The organism is Mesorhizobium sp. M0563 (assembly GCF_040321065.1).
In the GTDB taxonomy this organism is placed as follows: domain Bacteria; phylum Pseudomonadota; class Alphaproteobacteria; order Rhizobiales; family Rhizobiaceae; genus Mesorhizobium.
In genome coordinates this window covers 107614-129001 of record NZ_JAMYQV010000005.1, presented here as the reverse complement: position 1 = coordinate 129001, position 21388 = coordinate 107614, and the positions used below count along the sequence as shown (strand labels likewise).

The following is a 21388-nucleotide window of genomic DNA, read 5'->3' as shown; positions in this document are numbered from 1 at the left end:
GCCGGTCGTTGTAACCATTCCGGCCGCTTGATTTTGGAGGAGACGCAGCATGGACCGATTCACCGGCGGGTGCCTGTGTGGCAATGTCCGAATTGTCGCGTCGGGGCGCCCATACCGGGTCGGCCTTTGCCACTGTCTCGACTGCCGCAAGCATCATGGCGCCCTTTTTCACGCTTCCGCGATATTTCCTGAGGATGCGGTGACGATCGACGGCGAAACACGCGACTATGCCGGGCGGTTTTTCTGTCCGCGCTGCGGCTCGACGATTTTCGGACGCACCGCCGACGAAATCGAAGTGAACCTGGGATCCCTGGATGCGCCTGACCAACTGATGCCGACCTACGAAAGCTGGATCATCCGTCGCGAGTCCTGGTTGCCGCCGTTTCCGCTCACCAGACGATACGAGCGCGATCGTGACGCCACGGGTCGCTTTGAGGAATAGGTCGCACGAACGGTGCGACGGCGCCGGCGCGTCACTCCGGAAGGCCGGCCTTGCGGAAGCCGTCAACGAAATGCTCAAGCGTCGCAGCGTCGCGGAATGGCTCAGTCGCGGCCCAGTGGCGGATTGTGAAATGCGGGTTGCCGACGAGGAACAGTTCGACCTCCGCACGCGCCTCGTCGAGCCGGCCGAGTTGGGCAAGGCTTGCCGCCAGGAAACGGCGTGAGCTTGTACGATAAGTCTCGTCCCTGCGCAGTGTCTCGACAGCAGCCTCGTATTCGCGGGCCGCGTATTGCGCCTGCCCGAGTGTCAGATAATACCAACTTGCCGGAAACGGGTTCAGCCGGAAGGCCTTGCGGATGTGCTCAAGGCCCTCCTCGACCTGCCCCGCCAAGATCGCGATATCGGACAGTGCCGCCCAGGCATCGGCCTCGTTCGGGTCGAGCTCGATGGCCTTGGCGAATTCCGCATCCGCCTCGGCGAAGCTGCGCTCATAGGCAAGCAGGTAAGCCAAGACCCAGCGGCAGCCGGCATCGTTGGGATCGATCGCCACGGCTTTGCGCGCCAGCTCCAAAGCAACGCTACGGGACGTTTCGGTTGGTCCGCCGGAATGCACCCATCCCATCCAGTGGTTCATGGCAAGCCAGCGATAGGCCTCGGCATATTCCGGATCGAGCGAAACCGCGCGGGTGAGCATCAGATGCGCTTCCCGCGCCGTCTGCGGCGAATCATCCATCAGCTTGCGCGCGCGCACACACAGATCGTAGGCCTCGAGATTTTTGGGCCGATTGCGCGGCGGTGGTGCGCGTAGCCGGCCGAGCAGCGCCTCGACGATCTTGCCGGTGACCTCGTCCTGAACGGCAAAAATATCTTCCAGGCTGCGATCGAAGCGTTCCGCCCATAGATGATCGCCACTCGCCGCGTCGACCAGTTGTGCATTGATGCGCACCTGCCCAGCGGCGCGTCTTGCGCTTCCCTCCAGCAGGTAGCGCACGCCAAGTTCCCCAGCGATCCCGCGCACGTCCATCGCCTTTCCTTTGTAGGCAAAGGCCGAGTTGCGTGCGATGACGAACAGGCCGGAGATCCTCGACAGGTCCGTGATCAGGTCTTCGGTCAACCCATCGGCGAAGGATTCCTGCTCGGGATCGTTGCTGACATTAACGAAGGGCAGCACGGCTATCGATGGTTTGCCGGGCAGTGGCAAAGGTTTTCGCTTCGCGCCGCCGAGCTGTTCGACGGCGCCCGTGAAGCGGTAGCCGATGCGCGGAACCGTGACGATCCATTCACCGCCGTCGGCGGCCGGACCAAGCAGCTTCCGCAGCAGCGCTATCTGGACGGTAAGGTTGCCCTCCTCGACGGCGGTGCCCGGCCACGCCGCGTCCATCAACTCAGCCTTGCTCAGGATTTCGCCGGACCGTCCGACGAGCGCCGCAAGCAGCTTTAGCCCGCGGTAGCCAACGGCAACGGGGACACCGTTCCGGAGGAGCGTTCCCGCGCCCGGATCAAGCGCGAACGGTCCAAAGGCAAAGCGCGATCCCTGCATACGGCGCATCTATAGCCCGTTTGGAAGTTTTGAGAACTATTTGGGAGAGCTTAATTACGGCGCTGTTCGTATCCTGCAGAATTCCTCCTCTTTCAGGTCGAGGGTCCTCCCAAATCGTATTGGACCTCAAACCATATGGAGGTTTGCCATGAACGATATTCCTACCTTTGCCTCGGGCCAGCATAAGGCAGCTCGGCTGGCGGAAGTGTCGCGTCGGCACCACAGCCTGGCGACGCTGCGAAACATTATCGCGGCCTGGCGCGAGCCGACACGCTTTCGCTGGGACCTCAAGCGATTGGCGGAGACCAATCCCCATCTGATCGACGATATCGGTCTGACGAGACGACAGGCCGAGGAAGAGATCGCCAAGCTGCCCTTCTGGCAGCGATAGGCGAATGCTGCAAAGACACGGATCGCCAACGACCGGCGGCTGATGGCAGATGAAGACGAAGCCGCCGCCTCGAAACGATGATCACAGGCTAGTGGTCGCGGCGACAATCAACCCGCCCAAGACGGCAACATTGATGGTGAAGCCGGTACGAAGGGCTTCGCGTTCATAGCCGCTGTAGCGCCAGAAATTGAGCGCCATGAAAGACGCCGCGATGGTGAAGACGGCCAAAGCTGCGGCGGGAAAGGGTCCACCAAAGGCCCGTTGCGAGGCAAAAGCCGCCGCCGATCTCAAGCACCGATCCGGCCGCGAGAAGAGGCTTGGGAGCAGGAAAGCCCCGTTCGGCCAGGGACGCTGCAATCGCCCGGAATCTGAGGAAATGCTCGGCGCCTGCCCAGATAAAGACGCCGCCGAGCAAAACCACTCCGAGGTGGTGGAGGACCGCGATCATTCCTTGGTGCCGTCTTCGGTGTAAACCGCTAGCTCGTAACCGTCCGGGTCCGCAAAATGAAAGCGCCGGCCGCCGGGGAACCCATAAATCGGCCTGACGATCTTGCCTCCCGCTTGCTCGACACGCTTGACCGTTGCCGGCAAATCATCGGCATAGAGAATGACGAGCGGGCCTCCTCCGGACCTCGCTGGGCCAGCCGCAAAGCCGCCTGACAAGCGCCCGTCGTTGAACTCGCAATATTGCGGGCCGTAGTCAGTGAAGGTCCAGCCGAAGGCCTTTCCGTAGAAGTCGCGTGACCGCTGAATGTCTTTCACGTTGAATTCGACGTAGTCGATCCGTTGGTCGTTGTTGTTGCTCATGACGCATACCTCTCGTGTGATGTACGACGCCGAAAGATAAGCACGCATCTCGTTTGCCGGATTGAACAAAACGGCCATCGACGTATGAGCAGCAAACGGCGCTGCCGATGGCGATGCACGTGACATCACCCCTCATCTGCCCTCTTCGTTCCGGCCGGAAGAAAACAACCGATTCTTGCAACCGTTCTCGATTGGCAGACGTTGTCGGTCGTGCAGATTGTTGTCTCGAGCGACGGCCGGGCGCAGCCGCTGCGCCGTAGGTTCACCGCCGCTAATCCGAAGGGGAGCGAGATGAGCGATCCCGTCCCAGCGCAGGCAACGGGCACATTTCAGCAACGTCCAGTGTCGGCGCGGCTTCGCGGGACCTTCGCTTCGGTGTGGGTGCATCGAATGGACCCGGCGGGCTCACCGCCAATCGTCGTCATGCCCGACGCAACGATCGATCTGCAATGGATCGGAGGCAGCTTCCGAATTGCCGGACCTGACAAGGAGCCGCAGACCGAGGTTCTAGCGGCGGACGAGGTCGTGATCGGCTTGCGCTTCCATCCTGCCACGGCGGCGGCATGGCTCGGCGTGCCGCAAATCGAACTGGTCGGTCAGCGGCTGTCGCTCGACGATTTGTGGGGAGCGCGAGCTCGGCGCCTCGCCAGCCGCGTGCGCGCCAGCGACAATCTCGAAGATCTGGCCTGCTCGCTCCAACAGGTCGTCGCCGAGGAGATGGCCTCCGACGCCCCAGACGTTCCCATGCAGGCGGCATATCGCTTGATCGAGCGCGGTCCGCCACCCGACGCGCCTCTCGTCCCTTGGTTGATGCGCGCCCTCGAGATGAGCGAAAGGACGTTGCGCCGGCGCTTCGACGAGAGCTTCGGCTATGGCCCCAAGACGCTTGAACGTATCCTCCGCTACCAGCGCTTTCTGCGGCTTTCGAACCAATCGAACAGCACTACGGCCATCCTGGCAGCCGAGGCGGGCTATTCCGACCAGGCGCATCTTGTTCGCGAGAGCCGACGCCTGACAGGAAGCACCCCGCGACAGATTCATCACCTGCTGCACGGCGAGTGAAACCTCGGCGCGTTCTTCGACTTGGCGGCACGCTTTTGGCCGTTTTGTTCAAGTCTTCACTGTCGCCCGACTTTATCCTGGTGTCTCCGACAACCAGAGGAGACTGCCATGAAACCGCGCATTTCGGTTTTGACGATCGCTGTCGCCAACCTCGAGAGTTGCCTCGTGTTCTACCGCGACGGCCTCGGCTTGCCGACGGAAGGGATCATCGGCCGCGAATTCGAGCATGGCGCCGTCGCGTTCTTCACGCTGTCCGGCGGGTTGAAGCTCGCGATCTGGGCTCAGGACGACCTCGCCTACGACACCGGCCTGCCCAAAGCGCCGATCAGTTCGACCTCGTTCACAATCGGCCACAACGTTGTGCGCCGCGAGGAAGTCGATCAAGTGATGGATGAGGCCGCCCGTGCCGGAGCCGAGATCATCAGGCCTGCCCGGGACACGTTCTTTGGCGGGTATGCCGGATACTTCCGCGACCCGAACGGACACCTGTGGGAGGTCGTCTGGAACCCCGCCAACATACCGAGTGAGGATCCTCTTTAGGGCGGCGCGGACCTGCAGTATCGAACGGCGTTAGTCATCCCCAGTGCTGGCAAATTCTGTCGGCATCGGGGCGGGCGGCCATGCTTTCCCTGGCAAACGAAGCCAGCTCGACGGCAGTCCACCAGTCTTAAGGGGCTGATTGTGTAGCTTTATCCAGATTCGCCTCGCCTGCATGGCGCATCATGCGGCGGAAGCTCATTGAGATATGCGCCCGCCTTATGTGCCCTATGGACTCCCAGTCGCCGATCTCGGCGGCGGCAAGGACCTCTTCCATTTCGCGGCGGAACGCGGTGAATTCCTCGACAAGGCCCAATTGCGGCATCAGCTTCAGGACGACGCGCGCAACCTGAAAATACAGGCGCTCGCTGATCTCGCGCAGTGGCTGGTTGCCGGTCATCGCCGTGAGCTCGTAAAAGAAGTCCATGTTGAGGCGCAGGAAAGCGCGCTGGTCGGGATTGAGTATATCGGCATCGCAGCGCGCGATGAGCGCCCGTATCCGGTCGAGGTCGTCCGCCGTGCGCGGGATCGGTGAAAGCTTGCCGACGAGGAGCGCCAGCTCCAGGCGCAAATGATAGACCTGCTGCAATTCCTCGATATCGACGTCGGTGACGATCGTGCCGACGCCGTGGACGGATTGAACCAGACCCTCGGATTCAAGGCGCGCCAGGACACGCCGGACCGGCGTGCGGCTGATCTCGAATTCCTGGGCAAGTTCTTCCTCGGACAGACGGCTTCCCGGCGCATAGACGAGCAGACAGATGCGGTCGCGCAATATCCGGTAGATGCGCTCGAACCGCTCTCGCGCGGAGAGCGGGCGCGGCGGCGCGGCGGTCACCGTCGTGGGCGGCTTGGCCTTTGTCTCGATCGTCACCCAGCCTCCAGGACAGCGTGCAGGAATTGCCGTGTCCGCTCGTTCTTGGGAGCACCAAACAGTTCGCTTGGCGGCCCCTGCTCGCAGATCTTGCCTTGATAGAAGAAGCAAACGCGGTCGGAAAACTCCTTGGCGAAGCCCATCTGGTGGGTGACCATCAGCATGGTTAGATCATGCTCGCGGCCGATCTGCCTTATCACCTGCAGCACTTCGCCGACAAGCTCCGGGTCGAGCGCAGACGTCACCTCGTCGAACAGCATGATCTTGGGCCGCATGGCAAGCGCCCTGGCGATGGCGACACGCTGCTGCTGGCCGCCGGAAAGCTGTGACGGATAGTGGTCCTTCTTCTGGGCCAGACCGACCAGCTCCAGCAGCTCCGCCGCTCTTGCCTCGGCGTCCGCCCGCTTCATGCCGAGCACCGTTATCGGCGCCTCGATGCAGTTCTGCATCGCCGTCATATGCGGAAACAGGTTGAACGACTGGAACACCATGCCGATCTTGGCGCGGATTTTACGGATATGGGCGAGATCGGCGGGAACAAGCTTGCCGTTCCTCTCCATATGGGTCAGCGGCTCGCCTTCGACCCAGATGACACCGTCATTGATCGTTTCCAGCGTCATCAGCATGCGCAACACCGTCGTCTTGCCCGAACCCGACGGACCGATGACGGAGACTTTTTCGCCGCGCGCTATTTCGAGATTGAGCCCGTCGAGAACGGTTAACGTGCCGTAGCGTTTCGATACATTGTCGAAGCGGACCATCGGTTGTTCCGTCATCGCGTGGTCCTCCGGTTGAGCAGCTCTTCGAGGGAGCGGATGAGCGCCGCCGAAACCAGGCTCATGGCAAGGAAAAACAGGCCGACCAGCGTGATCGGCTCGGTGTAGCGGAACGTTTCGGAGCCGATGATCTTGGCAGTCTGCATCAGTTCCATCACGGCGATTGCGGAAAGCAACGGCGTCTCCTTGAACAAGGCCACCAGATAATTGCCGAGCGCCGGAACGATCGGCGGGATCGCCTGCGGGATGATGATGTCGCGAAACGTCGTCCAGGACGAGAGATTGAGCGCGATCGAGGCTTCCCACTGGCCGCGATGGATGTTGTCGAAACCGGCGCGATAAACCTCCGAGCAATAGGCGGCGTAGTGGATACCGATGGCCAGCACCCCGGCGGTGAAGGCGTCGAGCACGACACCGAATTTCGGAAAGACGAAATAGAGAAAGAATATCTGGATGAGCAGCGGGGTCGAGCGGATCAGCTCGACCAGCACCGAAATCGTCCAGCTGGTCCATGGCACGGCGATGCGGACGACCGCCAGCACCAGGCCGAGCGAGGCCGCAAGCGCAAAACCGATCAGCGTCGCCTCGATGGAAATGATGGCGGCGCGGGCGAGCACCGGCAGGATTTCCAGGGCAAATCCCCAATCCCAGATCATGCCGCCTTCCCCCGCGCCAGTCCGAGCGACGCCCGCCTTTCGAGAAGCCGCATGCCGATGGTCACAACCAGCGACATTGCCAGGTACATCAAAAGGACGAGGGTGAAGATCGGAATGGTCTTGAACGTGTTCTGGTTCATTTGCTGCGCCTTGAAGGCGAGGTCCGAAAGCGTGATCAGCGAAACCAGCGCTGTCGATTTCAGAAGCTCGATGAACAGATTGCCCCAGGGCGGGATCATCGCGACAAAGGCCTGCGGCAGGATGATCCGGCGCAACATCTGTGGGCGGCTCATGTTCAATGCCGTACACGCTTCCCACTGCCCGCGGGCGACGGACTGGATCGCGCCGCGCACGCACTCCGATCCGTAGGCGCCGACATTCAGGCCGAGTGCGAGCACTGCCACCACGAACGCGTTGATCGTGACGCCGAATTGCGGGAGGACGAAAAACAGCCAGAACAATTGCACCAGCGCCGACGTTCCGCGAAAGATCTCGACATAAACCGTGGCCAGCCATCTGAGCGGCGTTGGACCGTACATCCTTGCAAGTGCTGCAAGCACGCCCATGATAATTGCGAGCAGGCTGCCGAGGACGGCGATCTCGACTGTCAGGACCGCGCCTTGCAGCAGCCCCGGCATGAACACTCGGTAGCTTTCCTGTGTTGCCAAGGCGCCGATCACGACGAGCGCGATGACCAGCATGGCAACGAGCGTACGGATACCCATGCGATTCCCCCGGGGAAAAAGGGCGGCGCTTTCGCGCCGCCAGCAGTTGGGAACCTATTTGCCAGCACAGAGCTCTGCGGTCGTCTTGTTGGGGAGATAGTCCTTGCCGAAGCCGAGTGGCTCGACCAGCGCGATATGCTCCGGCGAACCGAGGAACTTCTTCAGCTCGGCGTTGAACGCCTCCTGCAGGTCGGTGTCTTCCTTGCGGAAGCCGAAGCCGCCATGACCTTTCACCGACTTGCCGGCGACCTCGCCGAAGGGCTTGGTCGATTCGACGCCGTCGGCTTTCTTGGCCATGTCCGCGATCGAAAGAGCGGTCAGTGCGGCAGCGTCGGCGCGGCCCGACTGGACGGCGGCGACCAGGCTGGACTGGTCGGGCAAGGAGACGATCTGCCCACCGGCAACGCCCGCTTCCTTGGCGAAGCCGCCTTCGACGGCGCCGGCCATCACGGCAAGCTTGAGATCCGGATTGTCCTTGATGCTGGAAAAATCCTTGATGCCTTTCGGATTGCCTTTTGCCACCAGCATAGCCTCGCCGATGCCGTAGGACGGCTCGGAGTAGTTGATCTCAGCGCAGCGCTTCGGAGTGATGAACATGCCGGCGGCGATGATGTCGAAGCGGCCGGCCTTGAGACCCGGAATGAGCGAGCCGAATTCGGTCAAAACACCGTCGACCTGCGGTATGCCCATCTTGGCGAGCACCGCCTTGGCGACTTCCGGCGCTTCGCCGGTCAGCTTGCCGTCTGGCGTGGCGTAACCGAACGGCGCCTCGTTGGCGAAACCGACGCGGATGTAGCCGTCCTTCTTGGCCCGTTCGAGGGTGGTTTCCGCGTGAGCGGACAGCGACGTCAATGACGTCGCGGCGAGCGCGATGCAGGCAGCCGCTTTCACGACCATGCGGCGCGATATCGATGATTTGAGCATGCTTTTCTCCCATTGAACAACTGTGGATGGTTCCCAGGGCGCGGCCTTCTTCGAGGTCGACGCCTGCTTGATCAGACGTATACAACTGCCCTAGACATTTCGCAAGCAGAGATATAGAAACCATGTAAATTCGGCGCTAATTCGTAGTTATCCAACAAACTTGACGTCGAGTTGTGCACAATTTCGCCTGGTTTGCCCATTTACAAGAGGGCAACAGCGTACCCAGAAGGCAGGACTTCGGTGGCGACCGCGAACGAGTTCGGGACATTCACGCAAGCGGAGTATGGGCAGCGCCTGGCCGGCGTGAAGACACGCATGCAAAAAGCCGGCTTCGATCTCGTCGTCTGTCAGGATCCAGCCAACATGTGCTGGCTGACCGGCTATGACGGATGGTCGTTCTACGTTCCGCAGTGCGTGCTCGTCCATCTGGAGGAGGACCGGCCGATCTGGTTCGGCAGGGCGCAGGATGCCAAGAGCGCACGCCTAACCACCGGCCTGCCCGAGACAAACATCGTGCCGTTCTCGGAACGGCTGGTGCAGCAGCCGGTCGAACACCCTTATGACGAACTCGCGCAACTGATCCGGTCGCGCGGCTGGGGAAAGGCCCGCATCGGCGTCGAGATGGACGCGCATTATTACACTGCGCGCTGCCACGCCCACCTTGTCGAGGGGCTGCCCGACGCGCACTTCGCCAACAACCACGATCTCGTCAATTGGGCGCGGCTGGTGAAATCCGAAGCCGAGCTGGTGCTGATCCGCGAGGCGGGTGCGATCTGCACGCATGCAATGAACCGCGCCATCGAGAAAATGCGACCCGGTGTGCCTCAGAACCATGTCATTGCGGAAATCTATCACGCACAGATCATGGGCGTGCCCGGAGCTGGCGGCGACTATGCCGCGATCTGTCCGCTGATGCCCGTTGGCGAAGGCACCAGCACGCCGCATCTGACGTGGTCCGACGCGCCGCTGCCGGACAGCGGCCTCGCCATTCTGGAGATCGCCGGCGTGCGCCGCCGCTATCATGCAGCCCTGACCCGGACGGTACATTTCGGCAAGCCGCGGCAAGCCATCCTCGACATGGCCAAGGCGATCGTCGAGGGCGTCGACGCTGGCCTCGAGAAGGCGCGCCCCGGCAACACCGCCGAAGAGGTGGAAGCCGTCTGGCAGGCAGTCCTGCGGAGGAACGGACTGAAGAAGGAAAGCCGCGTCGGCTATCCGGTCGGGCTCGCATACCCGCCCGATTGGGGTGAACGCACCGCAAGCCTTCGTCCCGGCGACACCACCGAGATGCAGCCTGGGATGTGCTTCCATTTCATGGCCGGCGTTTGGCTCGACGATTTCGGCATCGCCATCTCGGAATCGTTCGTCGTCACGGAACGCGGCGGCGAACGCCTCTGCGATGTGGCGCGCGAACTCATCGTTATCGATTGACATGGCGGCCGGGAAGCCGGCTGCCGAAAAGACCATGCCTGCCACCAAGCCGGCAACAAGCACGAGGACGCCCGATGGACCGTAATCCCTTTTCCGAAGCCGAAATCGCCGGCCGCCTTGCCAAGGTCCGTACTACACTGGCCGAGCGTGAGCTCGACGCGGCGGTCTTCGCCTCGCCGGAGAACGTCTTCTATCTCACCGGGCTCGATCACTGGGGGTATTTTGCCCCTCACCTGCTGATCGTCCCGCTCCAGGGAAAACCTGTCCTGGTCACCCGCTCGATGGAAAAGGTGACCATCGAGAAGCGGGTGAAGGCAGCGGAATTCCGTGGCCACTCCGACAGCGAAACGGCGGCCGACCTTGCCGCGCGGGTGCTTGCGGAGCTCGGCCTGTCCAGCAAGCGGATCGGCCTCGAATACTGGACGGCCGGCCTTAGCCATGGACTTGCCGTAGCACTCCAGATGCAAGCGGATGCCAAGTGGAGCGACGTCTCCGGTCTGATCGACAAGATGCGGCGGGTGAAGAGCGCCGAGGAACAGGTGCTGATGCGGCGCGCCGCAAAGGTGACGGACGCCGCCGCCGGTGCCGCGATCGCCGCGATCTCGGATGGCGCTTCCGAACAGGAGGTCGCCGCCCAATGTGTTGCGGCAATGATCCGCGCCGGCGGTCATGCGCCGGGCTTCGGACCGTTCATCCGCCCGGCCGCGCGCCTGGGTGAAGAGCACACGACCTGGGGCGACGGGATCTACCGCAGGGGCGAGCCGGTCTTCGTCGAACTGTCCGGCTGCATCTCACGCTACCACGCGCCGCTCGGCCGGCTCATTCGCATCGGCCACATAAGCGACGAAGACGCCACAATGGCGGCGGTGACCGCCAAGGCGTTCAACGCTGTCGTCGAGGCGCTGCGGCCGGGCGCCAAGGCGCGCGATGTCTACGCCGCCTGGCAGGCCGTCGCCGACGAGGCCGGTCTTTCCCACTATCGCCGCCATCACTGCGGTTACCTGGTTGGCGCTGGCCAGCCGCCATCATGGACCGGCGGCAATTCGGTGACCGGCTTGAGGCACGATTCCGACCTTGAGATCGAGACCGGGATGAGCTTCCACATCCTGTCGTGGCTGATGGGAACCGGTCGCGGCGATGACTTCGTCTCCAACACGGTGCTTTTGACCGACGCGGGTGCTGAAGTGCTCACCCGCACGCCGGCCGGCCCGATCGTTCGATAGGCCCGCACGTATGGCGCGCTACTCGGCACTCTCGATTTTCCGCAACGCGCTGTCTGGCCAGAAGAATTGGCAGCGCGCCTGGCGGGCGGCGGAGCCAAAACCGTCCTATGACGTGATCGTCATCGGCGGCGGTGGACACGGCCTCGCCACCGCCTTCTACCTTGCCGATAACCACGGTATCCGCAACGTCGCGGTGCTCGAAAAGGGCTATGTCGGCGGCGGCAATGTCGGCCGCAACACCACCGTCATCCGCTCCAACTACCTGCTCGACGGCAACACCCAGTTCTACGAATTCTCGATGAAGCTCTGGGAGACCATGTCGCGGGTGCTGAATTTCAACGTCATGTTCTCCCAGCGCGGCCAGCTCGTCACAGCGCATTCGGCCGATCAGCTCGACGGTTTCAGCCACCGCGCCAACGTCATGCGGCTGAACGGCATCGATGCCGATATCCTCGACCGCGAAGAGGTGCGCCGGCTGGTGCCCTATCTCGATTTTTCCGACACTGCCCGCTTCCCGATCCATGGCGCCATCTTCCAGGGCCGGGCGGGCACGGCACGCCACGACGCCGTCGCCTGGGGCTATGCGCGCGCCGCCGATAGCCATGGCGTCGACATCATCCAGAACTGCGAGGTGACAGGCTTCCTCCGCGACGGCGACAGTATCGTCGGCGTCGAAACGACGAAAGGCCGGATCGGCGCCGGCAAGGTCGGCCTCGCTGTTGCCGGGCATACATCCGTGCTCGGTGCCAAGGCCGGCCTTGAACTCGAAAGCCACGTCCTGCAAGCCTTTGTCACCGAACCGCTGAAGCCGCTGGTAGATCACGTCGTCGCCTATGGCGCCGACCACTTCTATGTCAGCCAGTCCGACAAGGGCGGGTTGGTCTTCGGCGGCAATCTCGACGGCTACAATTCCTACGCCCAGCGCGGCAATCTCGGCGTCGTGCGCGAGGTGGCGGAGGCGGCGATTGCATTGATGCCGTGTATTTCGCGCGTCCGCCTGCTGCGCCACTGGGGCGGCGTCATGGACATGACCCCCGATGCCAGCCCGATCATCTGCCCGACGCCGATCGACGGCCTCTATCTCAACGGCGGCTGGTGCTATGGCGGCTTCAAGGCAACGCCAGCTTCCGGCTGGTGCTTCGCCCACACGATCGCCACCGGCAAGCCGCATCCCTTGATCGCGGCCTACGGGCTCGATCGTTTCCGCACCGGCCACACGCTCGATGAGGCCGGCGTCGGCCCTTCCGCTTGGCTGCAATAGGAGGCGGAACAAAATGCTGCGCATCGAATGCCCCTGCTGCGGCCCGCGCGACCATGACGAGTTCCGCTACGGCGGCGATGCCTCGGTCACGCGTCCGGCCCATGACGATCCCGATCCGGAGGCCTGGTACCGTTACGTCTATATCAGGACAAACCCGGCCGGCCCGCACCGTGAATACTGGCAGCACGTGACCGGTTGCCGGCAATGGCTGGTGGTCGAACGCGACACCCGCAACCATGCCGTCGCATCAGTCGACTTCGCCAGGAAATCAACTCTCAGGAAATCACCGGCATGAGTTCGAACCGCAAACGCCTGCCGGTGGGTGGCCGTATCAGTCGCGAGGTGCCGCTCGATTTCACCTTCGACGGCCGCAAGCTGATTGGATATCGCGGCGACACCCTTGCCTCCGCGCTGCTCGCCAACGGCGTCACTCTCGTCGGGCGCAGCTTCAAATATCATCGCCCGCGCGGCATCTTTTCCGCCGGGCCGGAGGAACCGAATGCGCTGGTTACGCTCGGGATCGCAGGCAGGCGCGAGCCGAACCTGCCGGCGACGACACTGGAACTCGCCAACAGCATGGACGTGGAAAGCCAGAATCGCTGGCCATCGCTGGCCTTCGACGTACAAAGCGTCAACGGGCTGTTGGCGCCGTTTCTGTCCGCCGGCTTCTACTACAAGACCTTCATGGGCCCGACGCGCCGCGCCTGGATGTTCTACGAGCACTTTATCCGCAAGGCGGCCGGTCTGGGCAGAGCCGGCACCGGCCCGGATCCCGACCGCTACGAGGTTCGTCATGCTTTCGCCGATGTCGCAATTGTCGGCGGCGGCCCGGCGGGATTGTCAGCAGCGCGGGCAGCCGCCGCGGCCGGGGCGCGGGTCGCGCTGATCGAGCAGGATTTCCTGCTTGGCGGCCAGCTTCTGGCGGAACCGTCCGACAGCGCAGCGGCCGCATGGTTGAGGCAGGCCGAGGCCGAGTTGAAGGGCTTCGAAACCGTCGTGCTGATGAAGCGGACAACCGCTTTCGGCAGCTATGACGGCAATGTCATCGGGCTGGTCGAACAGCGCGATCCAACCGGTCCGAAGCCGAACGGCGAGGCGCGGCAAACGGTCACCATGCTGCGCGCCCGCTCGATCGTTTTCGCCACTGGCGCCATCGAGCGACCGATGGTGTTCTCGAACAATGACCGGCCCGGCGTCCTGCTTGCCTCAGCCGCCCGGACCTATCTCAACCGTTTCGCTGTCCTGCCGGGCAAGAAATCATTGTCGCCACCACCAATGACGGTGCCTGGCGCACCGCCTTCGACTATGCCGCAGCCGGCGCGGAGGTGACGGTTGCGGATCTGCGCGCAGTCCCGCCCGCAGCACTTGCCGCGGAAGCCGCACGGCTCGGCGTAATGATACGGGCCGGGACGCGGATCGTCGACCTGCACGGCGGCCATGCCGTCAGGCACGTAACGCTCAACGGGCCGGAGGGCCAGTCCTCGGCCGCCTGCGACCTGGTCTGCGTGTCCGGCGGCTGGTCGCCAACCGTGCATCTCACCTCGCACCTCGGTGTCAAACCTGTCTATCGCGACGATATCGGCGGCTTCGTGCCGGGCGCGTTTCCGGCCGGCCGGCTAGGTGCCGGCGCGATGATTGGGGCCTATGCAACTGCCGATGCCATCGAGGACGGTCATCGCGCCGGCATCGACGCGGCAGCCTCCGGCGGCAAGTCGGCGCCGGTTCCCGCTCCGGCCAAACTCGATCTCGGCGACACCGCCACGACGCTACTTCGCGAAGCGCCTTCCGTCGGACATGGAAAAGCCTTCGTCGATTTTCAGATGGATGTGACGACGAGGGATATCGAACTCGCCCATCGCGAGGGCTATGAATCGGTCGAGCATCTGAAGCGCTACACCACGCTCGGCATGGGTACCGATCAAGGCAAGACCAGCAATTTTCCGGCGCTTGCCGCGATGGCGGCGCTGCGCAACGCAACGATTCCCGAGACCGGCGTCACGACCTTCCGCCCGCCCTATACGCCGGTTGCCATCGGGGCGCTTGCCGGGCGCGCCATCGGCCATCATTTCAAGCCGATCCGCCGCACGCCAATGCACGACTGGCACATGGCCAACGGCGCCGAGATGCTCGAGGTGGGGCTCTGGATGCGGCCCTATTTCTACCGGCAGTCCGGAGATGACGTGAATGAAGCCTATGTCGCCGAAATGCGGAATGTACGTCAGGCCGCGGGGCTGATGGACATCTCCACGCTCGGCAAGATCGACGTCCAAGGCCCGGATGCGGCAATCTTCCTCGACCGCGTCTACGCCAACGGCTTTGCCAAGCTGGCGGTCGGCCGCGCCCGCTACGGCGTCATGCTGCGCGACGACGGCATCGTCTTCGACGACGGCACCACGACGCGGCTGGCGGAAAACCGGTTCTTCATGACCACTTCGACCGCCAAGGCCGCCGATGTGCTGTCGCGTCTCGAATTCCTGCTCGACACGGCCTGGCCGGATTTGCGCGTGGCCGTCACTTCGGTCAGCGACGAATGGGCGGCGATGTCGGTTGCCGGGCCTAACAGCCGCGCGATCCTGAATGCAGCGTTTCCCGCTCTCGACGTTTCCGACGCGGCGCTTTCGCATATGGGACTACTCGAAAGCGGATGGGGGGGCCGTGCGCTCCGCATCCTACGTCTCAGTTATTCCGGCGAGCGCGCTTACGAAGTCTATACCGGCGCCACTGCCGGTGAACAGCTCTGGAGCCGTCTGCTCGAAGCCGGCAGACCATTCGACCTGAAGCCTTACGGCGTCGAGGCGCTAGGTGCGCTGCGCGTCGAAAAGAGCCATGTCGCCGGACCTGAAATCGATGGACGCACGACGCTCGACGATCTCGGCCTCGGCCGCATGGCCGGCAAGCGCAGCGGCTTCGTCGGCGACGTCCTGCGACGGCGCCCTGCCCTCCGGGCGCCCAACCGGCAGCGCCTGGTCGGACTGGAATGCATCGAGGACGGAAAACGCCTGCGCGGCGGCGCCATCCTGTTCCTGCCGGATGAGAAACCCTATGGCCATGGGCGCGGTCGCATCACCTCCGTCACTTTCAGCCCCGAGCGCGGCCATTATGTCGGGCTGGCCCTGCTTGCCGGCGATGTCGCGGCAGAAGGAAGCGAGGTCGTGGCGGTCTATCCGATGAAGGCCGAAACAGTTCGCGCCCGCATTGTCTCGCCAGTATTCCTCGATCCACAGGGAGAACGGCTGCATGGCTAGCTTGACCTCTTCTCGGGATTTCAGCCTATCCGTGGCCGATTGTCCGCTTATCCAGATCGAGGGCTGGGACGGGACACTGAGACAATTCGAAAAGAGCGTCTCGGCGTCGCTCGGCACGAAACTTCCCGCTTCGGTCGGAGAGACCGTTCGCCACAAGGGGCTTCTAATCATCCGCATTGCACCTCGCCGCCTCTGGCTGGTTCTCGACGAAGGCACGCAAGCGCCCGCGCTTTCCGTCGACCCCGATCTCGGCTGTTCTGTTCCCCTCGGCGAAGGTCGTGTTCGTTTGAAAATGGCCGGCCCTGACATCGCAAGGCTTCTGTCCGGCTGCATTACCGTCGACTGGCACGCGCCGGCCGCCGCTCCGGGCCGCGCCGTGCAGACATCCTTCCATCATGTCTCCGTGCTCTTCCTGCGCACCGGCGAGGCCGCGTGCGAACTCATCGTGCCGCGAAGTTTTGCCCGCAGCCTCTCGGATTGGATTGCGGATGGCTAGCCAATGGTGGTTTCTCGGGCAAGGATCGGCTTTAGCGGCCGATCCAAGCCGCTATCACGAAACCGTTTACTCTCTTGCTGGCCAGTCTTGCAGAAGCGTAATCCCAAATTTCGGCGCGGCTGCTTTGAGCCGCTCGATATCGGCAGACGTCGGCGGCCCGACCACCTCTCCCTTGCCGAGTTCATGGCCACCTTCGGCGAGGAACTGCTCGAACACACTTGGCGTGTCTATCAGGATGTAGCGAACGGGCTGGTTGCCGGGATTCACGAGCTGGTGCGGGATGCCGCGCTTCAAAAACATGCTCTCACCGGGCGAGAGCGTTCGGACCTCGCCGGCCACAATTGCGGCCAACTGCCCTTCGATGACGTAGACTGTCTCGTCGTCATTCGCGTGAACATGGATTGGTGTTTTCGTCTGCCCGTCGCTTCGGTTTTCGAAGAGACTCAACAAGCCTCCCGTCTGTTCGCCGGAGACCAGTCGCTTCATGACGATGCCTGCGAGCACGAATTCCTTTGGGTCAACATCTGTCATTGATCCAATCTGCCAGGTACATTCGGAGTAGGCCCGTACCGTGCCGTCAAGCAGACAAACTGCGCAGCGACATCCGGCAAACGTCGAACGGGCTCACGGGTTCCCGGTCGCCGGAGTTCCCTCTTCCCAAGCTCACTTTGGACGAAAAGCCGGCTAACCGGACATGCTGGCCGACACCGACATACGCCAACTCGAGGGCGCCGCAGAGGTCCGTCTAATTGACGGCGAAGCTGCAACGGGCTGCCAGACTCTCGCCAGGGCCAAGCACCGACAGTCCATTCCATTTGTCGATCGAACCACGATTGTGAGCATCGACCGCATGACTGACCGGTTCAAAACAGAAGAAGTCGCTCTCGTCCGATGGCGAATAGACCAGGTAGAAGTTCAAGGGCGACGAAGCTTCAATCCGCAGGCTGCAACTGTGCTCCGGCCACGATATGGTAGCGACGCCGTCCCAGCCGGCAAACAGATTGTTTATCCATCCGCTCGGCAATACGGCCGGGGCGCCGAAATCCCAATCGGGACGGGTTTTGACATCCACAAACCGTTCGGGGAGATGGCTGGGCAGTTCGAGACAAACCTGCGAGGCCGGCGCATGAAGCGCGGTCCGTGCCGTTCTCGGGAACCATGGATGGATACCAAGCCCGAACGGCAGCCTGACCGAGGCCCGATTGACGATGCGAAGCTTCAGCTCGAGCCCTTGTCTGGCTAGCGCGTAGCTCACATCGGCGCGATATCGGTATGGGCCGGGTCCTTTGCTGATAAGGGACAGCTTTGCGTTATCTTGCGCTACGCTGTCGACGTCCCACTCGCTCGAAAATCCATTGCCGTGAACGGGAAATGGCTCGCCTGCAACATTGGCAGGCAGTTCGTGGAATTTGGAGTCGAATGTGAATCCGCCGCCCGAGATGCGATTCGACCACGGCAAAAGCAGGTTGCAGGCAAGGTCGAATGGGTTGCTGCTCCCGCCGTTTGGCCAAGGCCTGAAGATCGGCACGCGCCCATGGTCCAGTCTCGCAAGACCTGCCCCAAGCGACGGGACGATTTCAGCGGACAGGTCTCCGCTTCCGATTTTGATCGTTCGGACCATCAGTTTCAGACGGTATCGGCCTTGGCAGCGGCGATCGGCTGTGGATGGCGGCCTTTGCGAGCCACTGCAAAGAGGTCGTTCGACGCGATCCCGATGAGCGCCTTCATCTGATCGTGAGCGTCGTCGGCCCTGCGCATCCGGATTGCCTCCAGCACGTCGCCATGCGCGCTCAGCGTCTGCTGGTAATTAGCGGTGGCCGATGTGGTCAATCGGAAGGAGAAGCTGAGGGCGGCAGCAAGCATATTGCCGAGATTGGCGAACACCGGGTTGCGGCTGGCACGAAGGATGGCGGTATGAAACCTGACGTCGGCATCGAGACACGCAGCAAGGTCGTCCTGCGGAGCAATGCGCATGGCCTCATAGGCGGCTTCGATGACTGCGAGATCGCCTGACGTCGCCATCTTGGCCGCAAGGTGGGCGGCCGCGGGTTCAATGATCAGCCGCGCCTCGATCAATCCGCGGACGAAATCGAGATCGGGCTCGATATCGCGCATCCATTCCAGAACCTGTGCATCCAGCCTGTTCCATTCGCTCGACACGCGCACACGCGTCCCGGCCCGCTTGCGTGCCTCGATCAATCCTTTCGCCGAAAGCGTCAGAAGAGCATCGCGAAGCGCCGTGCGGCTCGCCCCGTAGATAACGCAAAGTTCAGCTTCCGTCGGCAAGACGGAGTGCTGCGCGTAGGAGCCGGCGAGGATTCGCTGTCCGAGATCGCGTGCGATGCGATCCTTGAGCGATGACGTGGCGCCATCTGCGGCAGGAATGTCCTGCTTGCCTTGGCCAGTCGAAGCGATCGCCGTGTCCATCGTCATGTCCTGTTCAAGTGGTACTCGGCAATTACCACAGCAAGTATCAGCAGCGAGCCCTTGGCAAGCAACTGATAGAAGGTTGGCACGGACGTCAGTATCATTCCGTTGTTGAGGACACCAATGATGGCGACGCCCAGTAGTGCGCCGACGATCGTGCCCTTACCGCCCTGCAAGGCGCAGCCACCCAGAACGGCCGCTGTGATGGCCTCGAGTTCCAGGCCTTGGGATCCGGATACGGGCTGCCCCGAGCCGGTACGGGCAGCCAACAGAATCCCGGCCAATCCGGCCGCCACTCCACTCATGATGTAGATGCCGACACGGTAGCGGTTGATGTTGATGCCGGAGAAGCGTGCAACAACGGGATTGCCGCCCAGGGCATAGATGTTGCGGCCAACGATCGAGCGGGCAAGGAAGAGATGGAACACGATCGCGGTCAGCAAAAGAATCCAGATCAGCAGAGGCAGGCCGAGGATTCGTCCGATCCCAATGAAGCGGAAAGTGTCGCTGAAAATCGCGATCGATTGCCCATCGGATATGATGAACGCGATGCCGCGGAAGATCGCCATCGTACCGAGAGTCGCGATGACAGCGTTGACCCGCCCGTAGGTGATGATGATGCCGTTCACGAGGCCGGCAAGACCACCCAGGACCAGGCCGGCAAGAATGCCCGCTGCCGGCGATCCGGTCGCCTGGATGGCCATTGCCGTCGATACTGTGGTCAGACCGACGATTGCGCCGACGGCAATATCAAGCCCGCCGGCGACGATGACCACGGTCTGGCTCATCGCCAGGACGCCCAGGATGGTAATGCCCAGACCGATGTTCAGCAGGTTTCGGCTCGAGAAGAACACGTCGCCTCTCAGAGTGCCGAAAATGAGCACGAGAATGGCGAGAGCAACCAGGAGGCTTATGTTGTGAATGCCGATGCGCTCTGCCATGCGCAAGGAAGGGCGTCTTTTGCCGGTTTGTGTTGTTGCTGTCCTGAGCTCAAGGCTGTTCACTGAATTTGTCCTCCGAGCGATGCTACAGATTGCGGCATGGCGTGCTTCAGGATCGTGGCCTCATCGATGTCTGGGCGGGAAAGTTCGGCCGTGATCCGGCCTCCAGCCATGACAAGCACCCTGTCGGCGAGCCCGATCAGTTCGGGCATTTCCGAGGAAATCAGGATTATGCCGATACCGCTTGCGGCGAGTTCATCGATCAGGCGATAGATTTCCGCCTTGGCGCCGATGTCGATGCCGCGGGTCGGCTCGTCGAGGATGAGAAGCATCGGCTGCCGGGCAAGCCAGCGCGCGAGAACGACCTTCTGTTGATTGCCACCCGACAATTTCGAAACCTGTTCGTCGAGGTTGGGCGCCTTGATCGACATCTTTGCTGCAAGCGGTGAGACGATCTCCAGTGCCTTGCGCCGGTTGAAGAAGCCGAAGGTCGACGTCTTGTCGGGCACGCAAAGCGAGGCGTTGTCAAGAATGCTTCGGAACAGCAGCAGGGCCTCGTGCTTGCGGTCTTCGGGGGCGAAGCCGATGCCTGCCACGATCGCTGCATGCGGACTGTTGGGGCCAACGGGCACGCCGCTCATCGTTATGGTTCCGTCGAGGCGCCGATCATAGCCGACAATCGCCTTTGCCAGCTCGGATCGACCCGCACCCATAAGGCCGGCAATGCCGAGCACCTCGCCGCGGCGGACCTTGAGGCTCACATCGGTGACGTGGTCGGTGGTCAAGCCCGCCACCTCCAGCAACGGTAGCCCCGATTGCCACGTCTCGCGCGTAAACAGATCGGCGATGTCACGGCCGACCATGAGTTTGGCTATGGTCTGCTCGCTGGCACCGTCCGCGCGGGAATCGTCGACCAGCCGGCCGTCCCGCAAAACGACAATGCGATCCGCAAGGTCGATGACCTCGTTCAGCCTATGAGAGATGTAGACGATCGAAGTGCCCTCTTCGCGCAGCCGCCGAATTACTGAAAACAGACGGCGCGCTTCGTCGTCGGTCAGCGACGAGGTCGGCTCATCGAATGCGATCAGCTGGCCGCCAGCACGTATGGCGCGCATGATTTCGATCATCTGGCGCTGTGCCGGACCGAGCGTGCTGCAGAGTTGACGCGCCCGCATATCCTGCTGCATGCCGAAGGTCGCAAGCACCTTGTCGGTCTGCTCCTCGAGCCTATGCCAGTCGAGCAGGACGCCTGCCAGCCGTGGCAGTTCGCCGACGAAAATGTTCTCGGCCACGGTCAGGTTCGGAACGATCTCCGGCTCCTGATGGATGACGCGTATTCCGGCTCTGTGGCTGTCGCGCGGTTCGCTGAAAACGATCGGCGTGGAGCCATACAGCACGGTGCCGGTGTCCGGTGCGAACACGCCCTCGAGAATTCGCATCATTGTCGATTTGCCGGCGCCATTCTCGCCAACCAGAGCGAGCACCTCTCCTGGCCGAAAGGCAATCGAGACATTGTCGAGCGCCTGCACGACGCCGAAGCGCTTCGATATCCTGTCGAGCGAGAAGAAATCCGATTGCATCAAAGCTCACTCCCGAGGATCGATCCCGTGTGCCTGCCGACGAACTGCCG

The 21388-nt window shown here is 62.5% G+C and carries 24 protein-coding genes; 11 read left to right on the top strand and 13 right to left on the bottom strand.

Going from position 1 to position 21388, the window contains the following annotated elements; all coding sequences use genetic code 11:
- Positions 1-49 precede the first annotated feature (49 nt).
- Positions 50-442, top strand: a complete 393-nt coding sequence (locus tag NKI50_RS09590) for a GFA family protein (protein WP_023717032.1) — start codon at positions 50-52, stop codon at positions 440-442.
- Between the two features lie 31 nt (positions 443-473).
- Here NKI50_RS09590 and NKI50_RS09585 read toward each other — a convergent pair whose 3' ends face one another.
- Complete coding sequence (locus NKI50_RS09585) at positions 474-1982, bottom strand: winged helix-turn-helix domain-containing tetratricopeptide repeat protein (RefSeq protein ID WP_352716416.1); 1509 nt, start codon at positions 1980-1982, stop codon at positions 474-476.
- 148 nt (positions 1983-2130) lie between these two features.
- Here NKI50_RS09585 and NKI50_RS09580 point away from each other — a divergent pair, with 148 nt between their 5' ends.
- Positions 2131-2373 (top strand): DUF1127 domain-containing protein, encoded by a 243-nt coding sequence (locus NKI50_RS09580; protein ID WP_023717030.1) that lies wholly within the window; start codon positions 2131-2133, stop codon positions 2371-2373.
- A 163-nt stretch (positions 2374-2536) separates the two neighbouring features.
- Here the strand turns inward: NKI50_RS09580 and NKI50_RS09575 are convergent, their stop codons facing one another.
- Both NKI50_RS09575 and NKI50_RS09570 read right to left on the bottom strand, forming a co-directional pair.
- Entirely contained in the window at positions 2537-2821 is a 285-nt protein-coding gene (locus NKI50_RS09575; protein WP_352483853.1) for a DoxX family membrane protein, read from the bottom strand.
- Positions 2818-3180 (bottom strand): VOC family protein, encoded by a 363-nt coding sequence (locus tag NKI50_RS09570; RefSeq protein WP_031193399.1) that lies wholly within the window; start codon positions 3178-3180, stop codon positions 2818-2820. The genes NKI50_RS09575 and NKI50_RS09570 overlap by 4 nt, the downstream gene beginning before the upstream one ends.
- A 210-nt stretch (positions 3181-3390) precedes the next feature.
- Between NKI50_RS09570 and NKI50_RS09565 the strand changes: the two genes are divergently transcribed.
- Both NKI50_RS09565 and NKI50_RS09560 read left to right on the top strand, forming a co-directional pair.
- The gene (locus NKI50_RS09565; RefSeq protein WP_352483883.1) at positions 3391-4242 is read left to right on the top strand and encodes an AraC family transcriptional regulator; all 852 of its coding nucleotides are present in this window, start codon (positions 3391-3393) and stop codon (positions 4240-4242) included.
- A 108-nt stretch (positions 4243-4350) separates the two neighbouring features.
- Positions 4351-4782 (top strand): VOC family protein, encoded by a 432-nt coding sequence (locus tag NKI50_RS09560; RefSeq protein ID WP_023717026.1) that lies wholly within the window; start codon positions 4351-4353, stop codon positions 4780-4782.
- A 127-nt stretch (positions 4783-4909) separates the two neighbouring features.
- Here the strand turns inward: NKI50_RS09560 and NKI50_RS09555 are convergent, their stop codons facing one another.
- From NKI50_RS09555 to ehuB, 5 genes are read right to left on the bottom strand one after another with little or no spacing between them, the layout of a single operon-like run.
- Positions 4910-5653 carry a GntR family transcriptional regulator gene (locus tag NKI50_RS09555; protein WP_023717025.1) on the bottom strand — a complete coding sequence of 248 codons (744 nt, stop codon included), beginning with the start codon at positions 5651-5653 and terminating at the stop codon, positions 4910-4912.
- Positions 5650-6429, bottom strand: a complete 780-nt coding sequence (gene ehuA / locus NKI50_RS09550; protein WP_023717024.1) for an ectoine/hydroxyectoine ABC transporter ATP-binding protein EhuA — start codon at positions 6427-6429, stop codon at positions 5650-5652. The genes NKI50_RS09555 and ehuA overlap by 4 nt, the downstream gene beginning before the upstream one ends.
- Positions 6426-7085 (bottom strand): ectoine/hydroxyectoine ABC transporter permease subunit EhuD, encoded by a 660-nt coding sequence (gene ehuD / locus NKI50_RS09545; protein ID WP_023717023.1) that lies wholly within the window; start codon positions 7083-7085, stop codon positions 6426-6428. Before ehuD ends, ehuA begins: the two co-directional genes overlap by 4 nt.
- Positions 7082-7810, bottom strand: coding sequence for an ectoine/hydroxyectoine ABC transporter permease subunit EhuC (gene ehuC, locus NKI50_RS09540; RefSeq protein WP_352483851.1), 729 nt, complete (start codon positions 7808-7810; stop codon positions 7082-7084). The genes ehuD and ehuC overlap by 4 nt, the downstream gene beginning before the upstream one ends.
- A 54-nt stretch (positions 7811-7864) precedes the next feature.
- A complete protein-coding gene (gene ehuB / locus NKI50_RS09535) occupies positions 7865-8734 on the bottom strand; it encodes an ectoine/hydroxyectoine ABC transporter substrate-binding protein EhuB (RefSeq protein WP_023717021.1) in 870 nt (289 codons plus the stop codon).
- A 240-nt stretch (positions 8735-8974) separates the two neighbouring features.
- Between ehuB and NKI50_RS09530 the strand changes: the two genes are divergently transcribed.
- The 7 genes from NKI50_RS09530 (at position 8975) to NKI50_RS09500 (ending at position 16390) form a co-directional block, all read left to right on the top strand.
- The gene (locus tag NKI50_RS09530; protein ID WP_023717020.1) at positions 8975-10165 is read left to right on the top strand and encodes a M24 family metallopeptidase; all 1191 of its coding nucleotides are present in this window, start codon (positions 8975-8977) and stop codon (positions 10163-10165) included.
- A gap of 74 nt (positions 10166-10239) precedes the next feature.
- Positions 10240-11388, top strand: a complete 1149-nt coding sequence (locus NKI50_RS09525) for a M24 family metallopeptidase (protein ID WP_023717019.1) — start codon at positions 10240-10242, stop codon at positions 11386-11388.
- Between the two features lie 10 nt (positions 11389-11398).
- Positions 11399-12649 (top strand): sarcosine oxidase subunit beta family protein, encoded by a 1251-nt coding sequence (locus tag NKI50_RS09520; RefSeq protein WP_352716330.1) that lies wholly within the window; start codon positions 11399-11401, stop codon positions 12647-12649.
- Positions 12650-12662: 13 nt separating this feature from the next.
- Complete coding sequence (locus NKI50_RS09515) at positions 12663-12944, top strand: sarcosine oxidase subunit delta (RefSeq protein WP_023717017.1); 282 nt, start codon at positions 12663-12665, stop codon at positions 12942-12944.
- Positions 12941-13978, top strand: coding sequence for an FAD-dependent oxidoreductase (locus NKI50_RS09510; RefSeq protein WP_352716328.1), 1038 nt, complete (start codon positions 12941-12943; stop codon positions 13976-13978). The genes NKI50_RS09515 and NKI50_RS09510 overlap by 4 nt, the downstream gene beginning before the upstream one ends.
- On the top strand, positions 13975-15894 hold the full coding sequence (locus NKI50_RS09505) for a glycine cleavage T C-terminal barrel domain-containing protein (RefSeq protein WP_352716326.1): 1920 nt from the start codon (positions 13975-13977) through the stop codon (positions 15892-15894). The genes NKI50_RS09510 and NKI50_RS09505 overlap by 4 nt, the downstream gene beginning before the upstream one ends.
- Positions 15887-16390 carry a sarcosine oxidase subunit gamma family protein gene (locus NKI50_RS09500; protein WP_023717015.1) on the top strand — a complete coding sequence of 168 codons (504 nt, stop codon included), beginning with the start codon at positions 15887-15889 and terminating at the stop codon, positions 16388-16390. The genes NKI50_RS09505 and NKI50_RS09500 overlap by 8 nt, the downstream gene beginning before the upstream one ends.
- 66 nt (positions 16391-16456) lie before the next feature.
- Here the strand turns inward: NKI50_RS09500 and NKI50_RS09495 are convergent, their stop codons facing one another.
- The 5 genes from NKI50_RS09495 to NKI50_RS09475 all read right to left on the bottom strand — a co-directional run bounded on the left by NKI50_RS09495 (position 16457) and on the right by NKI50_RS09475 (position 21338).
- The gene (locus NKI50_RS09495) at positions 16457-16921 is read right to left on the bottom strand and encodes a cupin domain-containing protein (protein WP_352716324.1); all 465 of its coding nucleotides are present in this window, start codon (positions 16919-16921) and stop codon (positions 16457-16459) included.
- A gap of 214 nt (positions 16922-17135) precedes the next feature.
- Positions 17136-18011, bottom strand: a complete 876-nt coding sequence (locus tag NKI50_RS09490) for an aldose 1-epimerase (protein ID WP_023717013.1) — start codon at positions 18009-18011, stop codon at positions 17136-17138.
- Between the two features lie 5 nt (positions 18012-18016).
- A complete protein-coding gene (locus tag NKI50_RS09485) occupies positions 18017-18817 on the bottom strand; it encodes a FadR/GntR family transcriptional regulator (RefSeq protein WP_352716322.1) in 801 nt (266 codons plus the stop codon).
- 2 nt (positions 18818-18819) lie between these two features.
- Positions 18820-19821: an ABC transporter permease gene (locus tag NKI50_RS09480; protein WP_023717011.1), complete on the bottom strand. Its 1002-nt coding sequence runs from the start codon at positions 19819-19821 to the stop codon at positions 18820-18822.
- Positions 19818-21338, bottom strand: coding sequence for a sugar ABC transporter ATP-binding protein (locus tag NKI50_RS09475; RefSeq protein ID WP_352483848.1), 1521 nt, complete (start codon positions 21336-21338; stop codon positions 19818-19820). Before NKI50_RS09475 ends, NKI50_RS09480 begins: the two co-directional genes overlap by 4 nt.
- Between the last annotated feature and the right edge of the window lie 50 nt (positions 21339-21388).

Bases quoted from the DNA above. Each gene is read 5' to 3' on its own strand.
- NKI50_RS09590 (WP_023717032.1), top strand. From the start codon at position 50: ATGGACCGATTCACCGGCGGGTGCCTGTGTGGCAATGTCCGAATTGTC.
- NKI50_RS09585 (WP_352716416.1), bottom strand. From the start codon at position 1,982: ATGCAGGGATCGCGCTTTGCCTTTGGACCGTTCGCGCTTGATCCGGGC.
- NKI50_RS09580 (WP_023717030.1), top strand. From the start codon at position 2,131: ATGAACGATATTCCTACCTTTGCCTCGGGCCAGCATAAGGCAGCTCGG.
- NKI50_RS09575 (WP_352483853.1), bottom strand. From the start codon at position 2,821: ATGATCGCGGTCCTCCACCACCTCGGAGTGGTTTTGCTCGGCGGCGTC.
- NKI50_RS09570 (WP_031193399.1), bottom strand. From the start codon at position 3,180: ATGAGCAACAACAACGACCAACGGATCGACTACGTCGAATTCAACGTG.
- NKI50_RS09560 (WP_023717026.1), top strand. From the start codon at position 4,351: ATGAAACCGCGCATTTCGGTTTTGACGATCGCTGTCGCCAACCTCGAG.
- ehuA (WP_023717024.1), bottom strand. From the start codon at position 6,429: ATGACGGAACAACCGATGGTCCGCTTCGACAATGTATCGAAACGCTAC.
- ehuD (WP_023717023.1), bottom strand. From the start codon at position 7,085: ATGATCTGGGATTGGGGATTTGCCCTGGAAATCCTGCCGGTGCTCGCC.
- ehuC (WP_352483851.1), bottom strand. From the start codon at position 7,810: ATGGGTATCCGTACGCTCGTTGCCATGCTGGTCATCGCGCTCGTCGTG.
- ehuB (WP_023717021.1), bottom strand. From the start codon at position 8,734: ATGCTCAAATCATCGATATCGCGCCGCATGGTCGTGAAAGCGGCTGCC.
- NKI50_RS09525 (WP_023717019.1), top strand. From the start codon at position 10,240: ATGGACCGTAATCCCTTTTCCGAAGCCGAAATCGCCGGCCGCCTTGCC.
- NKI50_RS09520 (WP_352716330.1), top strand. From the start codon at position 11,399: ATGGCGCGCTACTCGGCACTCTCGATTTTCCGCAACGCGCTGTCTGGC.
- NKI50_RS09515 (WP_023717017.1), top strand. From the start codon at position 12,663: ATGCTGCGCATCGAATGCCCCTGCTGCGGCCCGCGCGACCATGACGAG.
- NKI50_RS09510 (WP_352716328.1), top strand. From the start codon at position 12,941: ATGAGTTCGAACCGCAAACGCCTGCCGGTGGGTGGCCGTATCAGTCGC.
- NKI50_RS09500 (WP_023717015.1), top strand. From the start codon at position 15,887: ATGGCTAGCTTGACCTCTTCTCGGGATTTCAGCCTATCCGTGGCCGAT.
- NKI50_RS09495 (WP_352716324.1), bottom strand. From the start codon at position 16,921: ATGACAGATGTTGACCCAAAGGAATTCGTGCTCGCAGGCATCGTCATG.
- NKI50_RS09490 (WP_023717013.1), bottom strand. From the start codon at position 18,011: ATGGTCCGAACGATCAAAATCGGAAGCGGAGACCTGTCCGCTGAAATC.
- NKI50_RS09485 (WP_352716322.1), bottom strand. From the start codon at position 18,817: ATGGACACGGCGATCGCTTCGACTGGCCAAGGCAAGCAGGACATTCCT.
- NKI50_RS09475 (WP_352483848.1), bottom strand. From the start codon at position 21,338: ATGCAATCGGATTTCTTCTCGCTCGACAGGATATCGAAGCGCTTCGGC.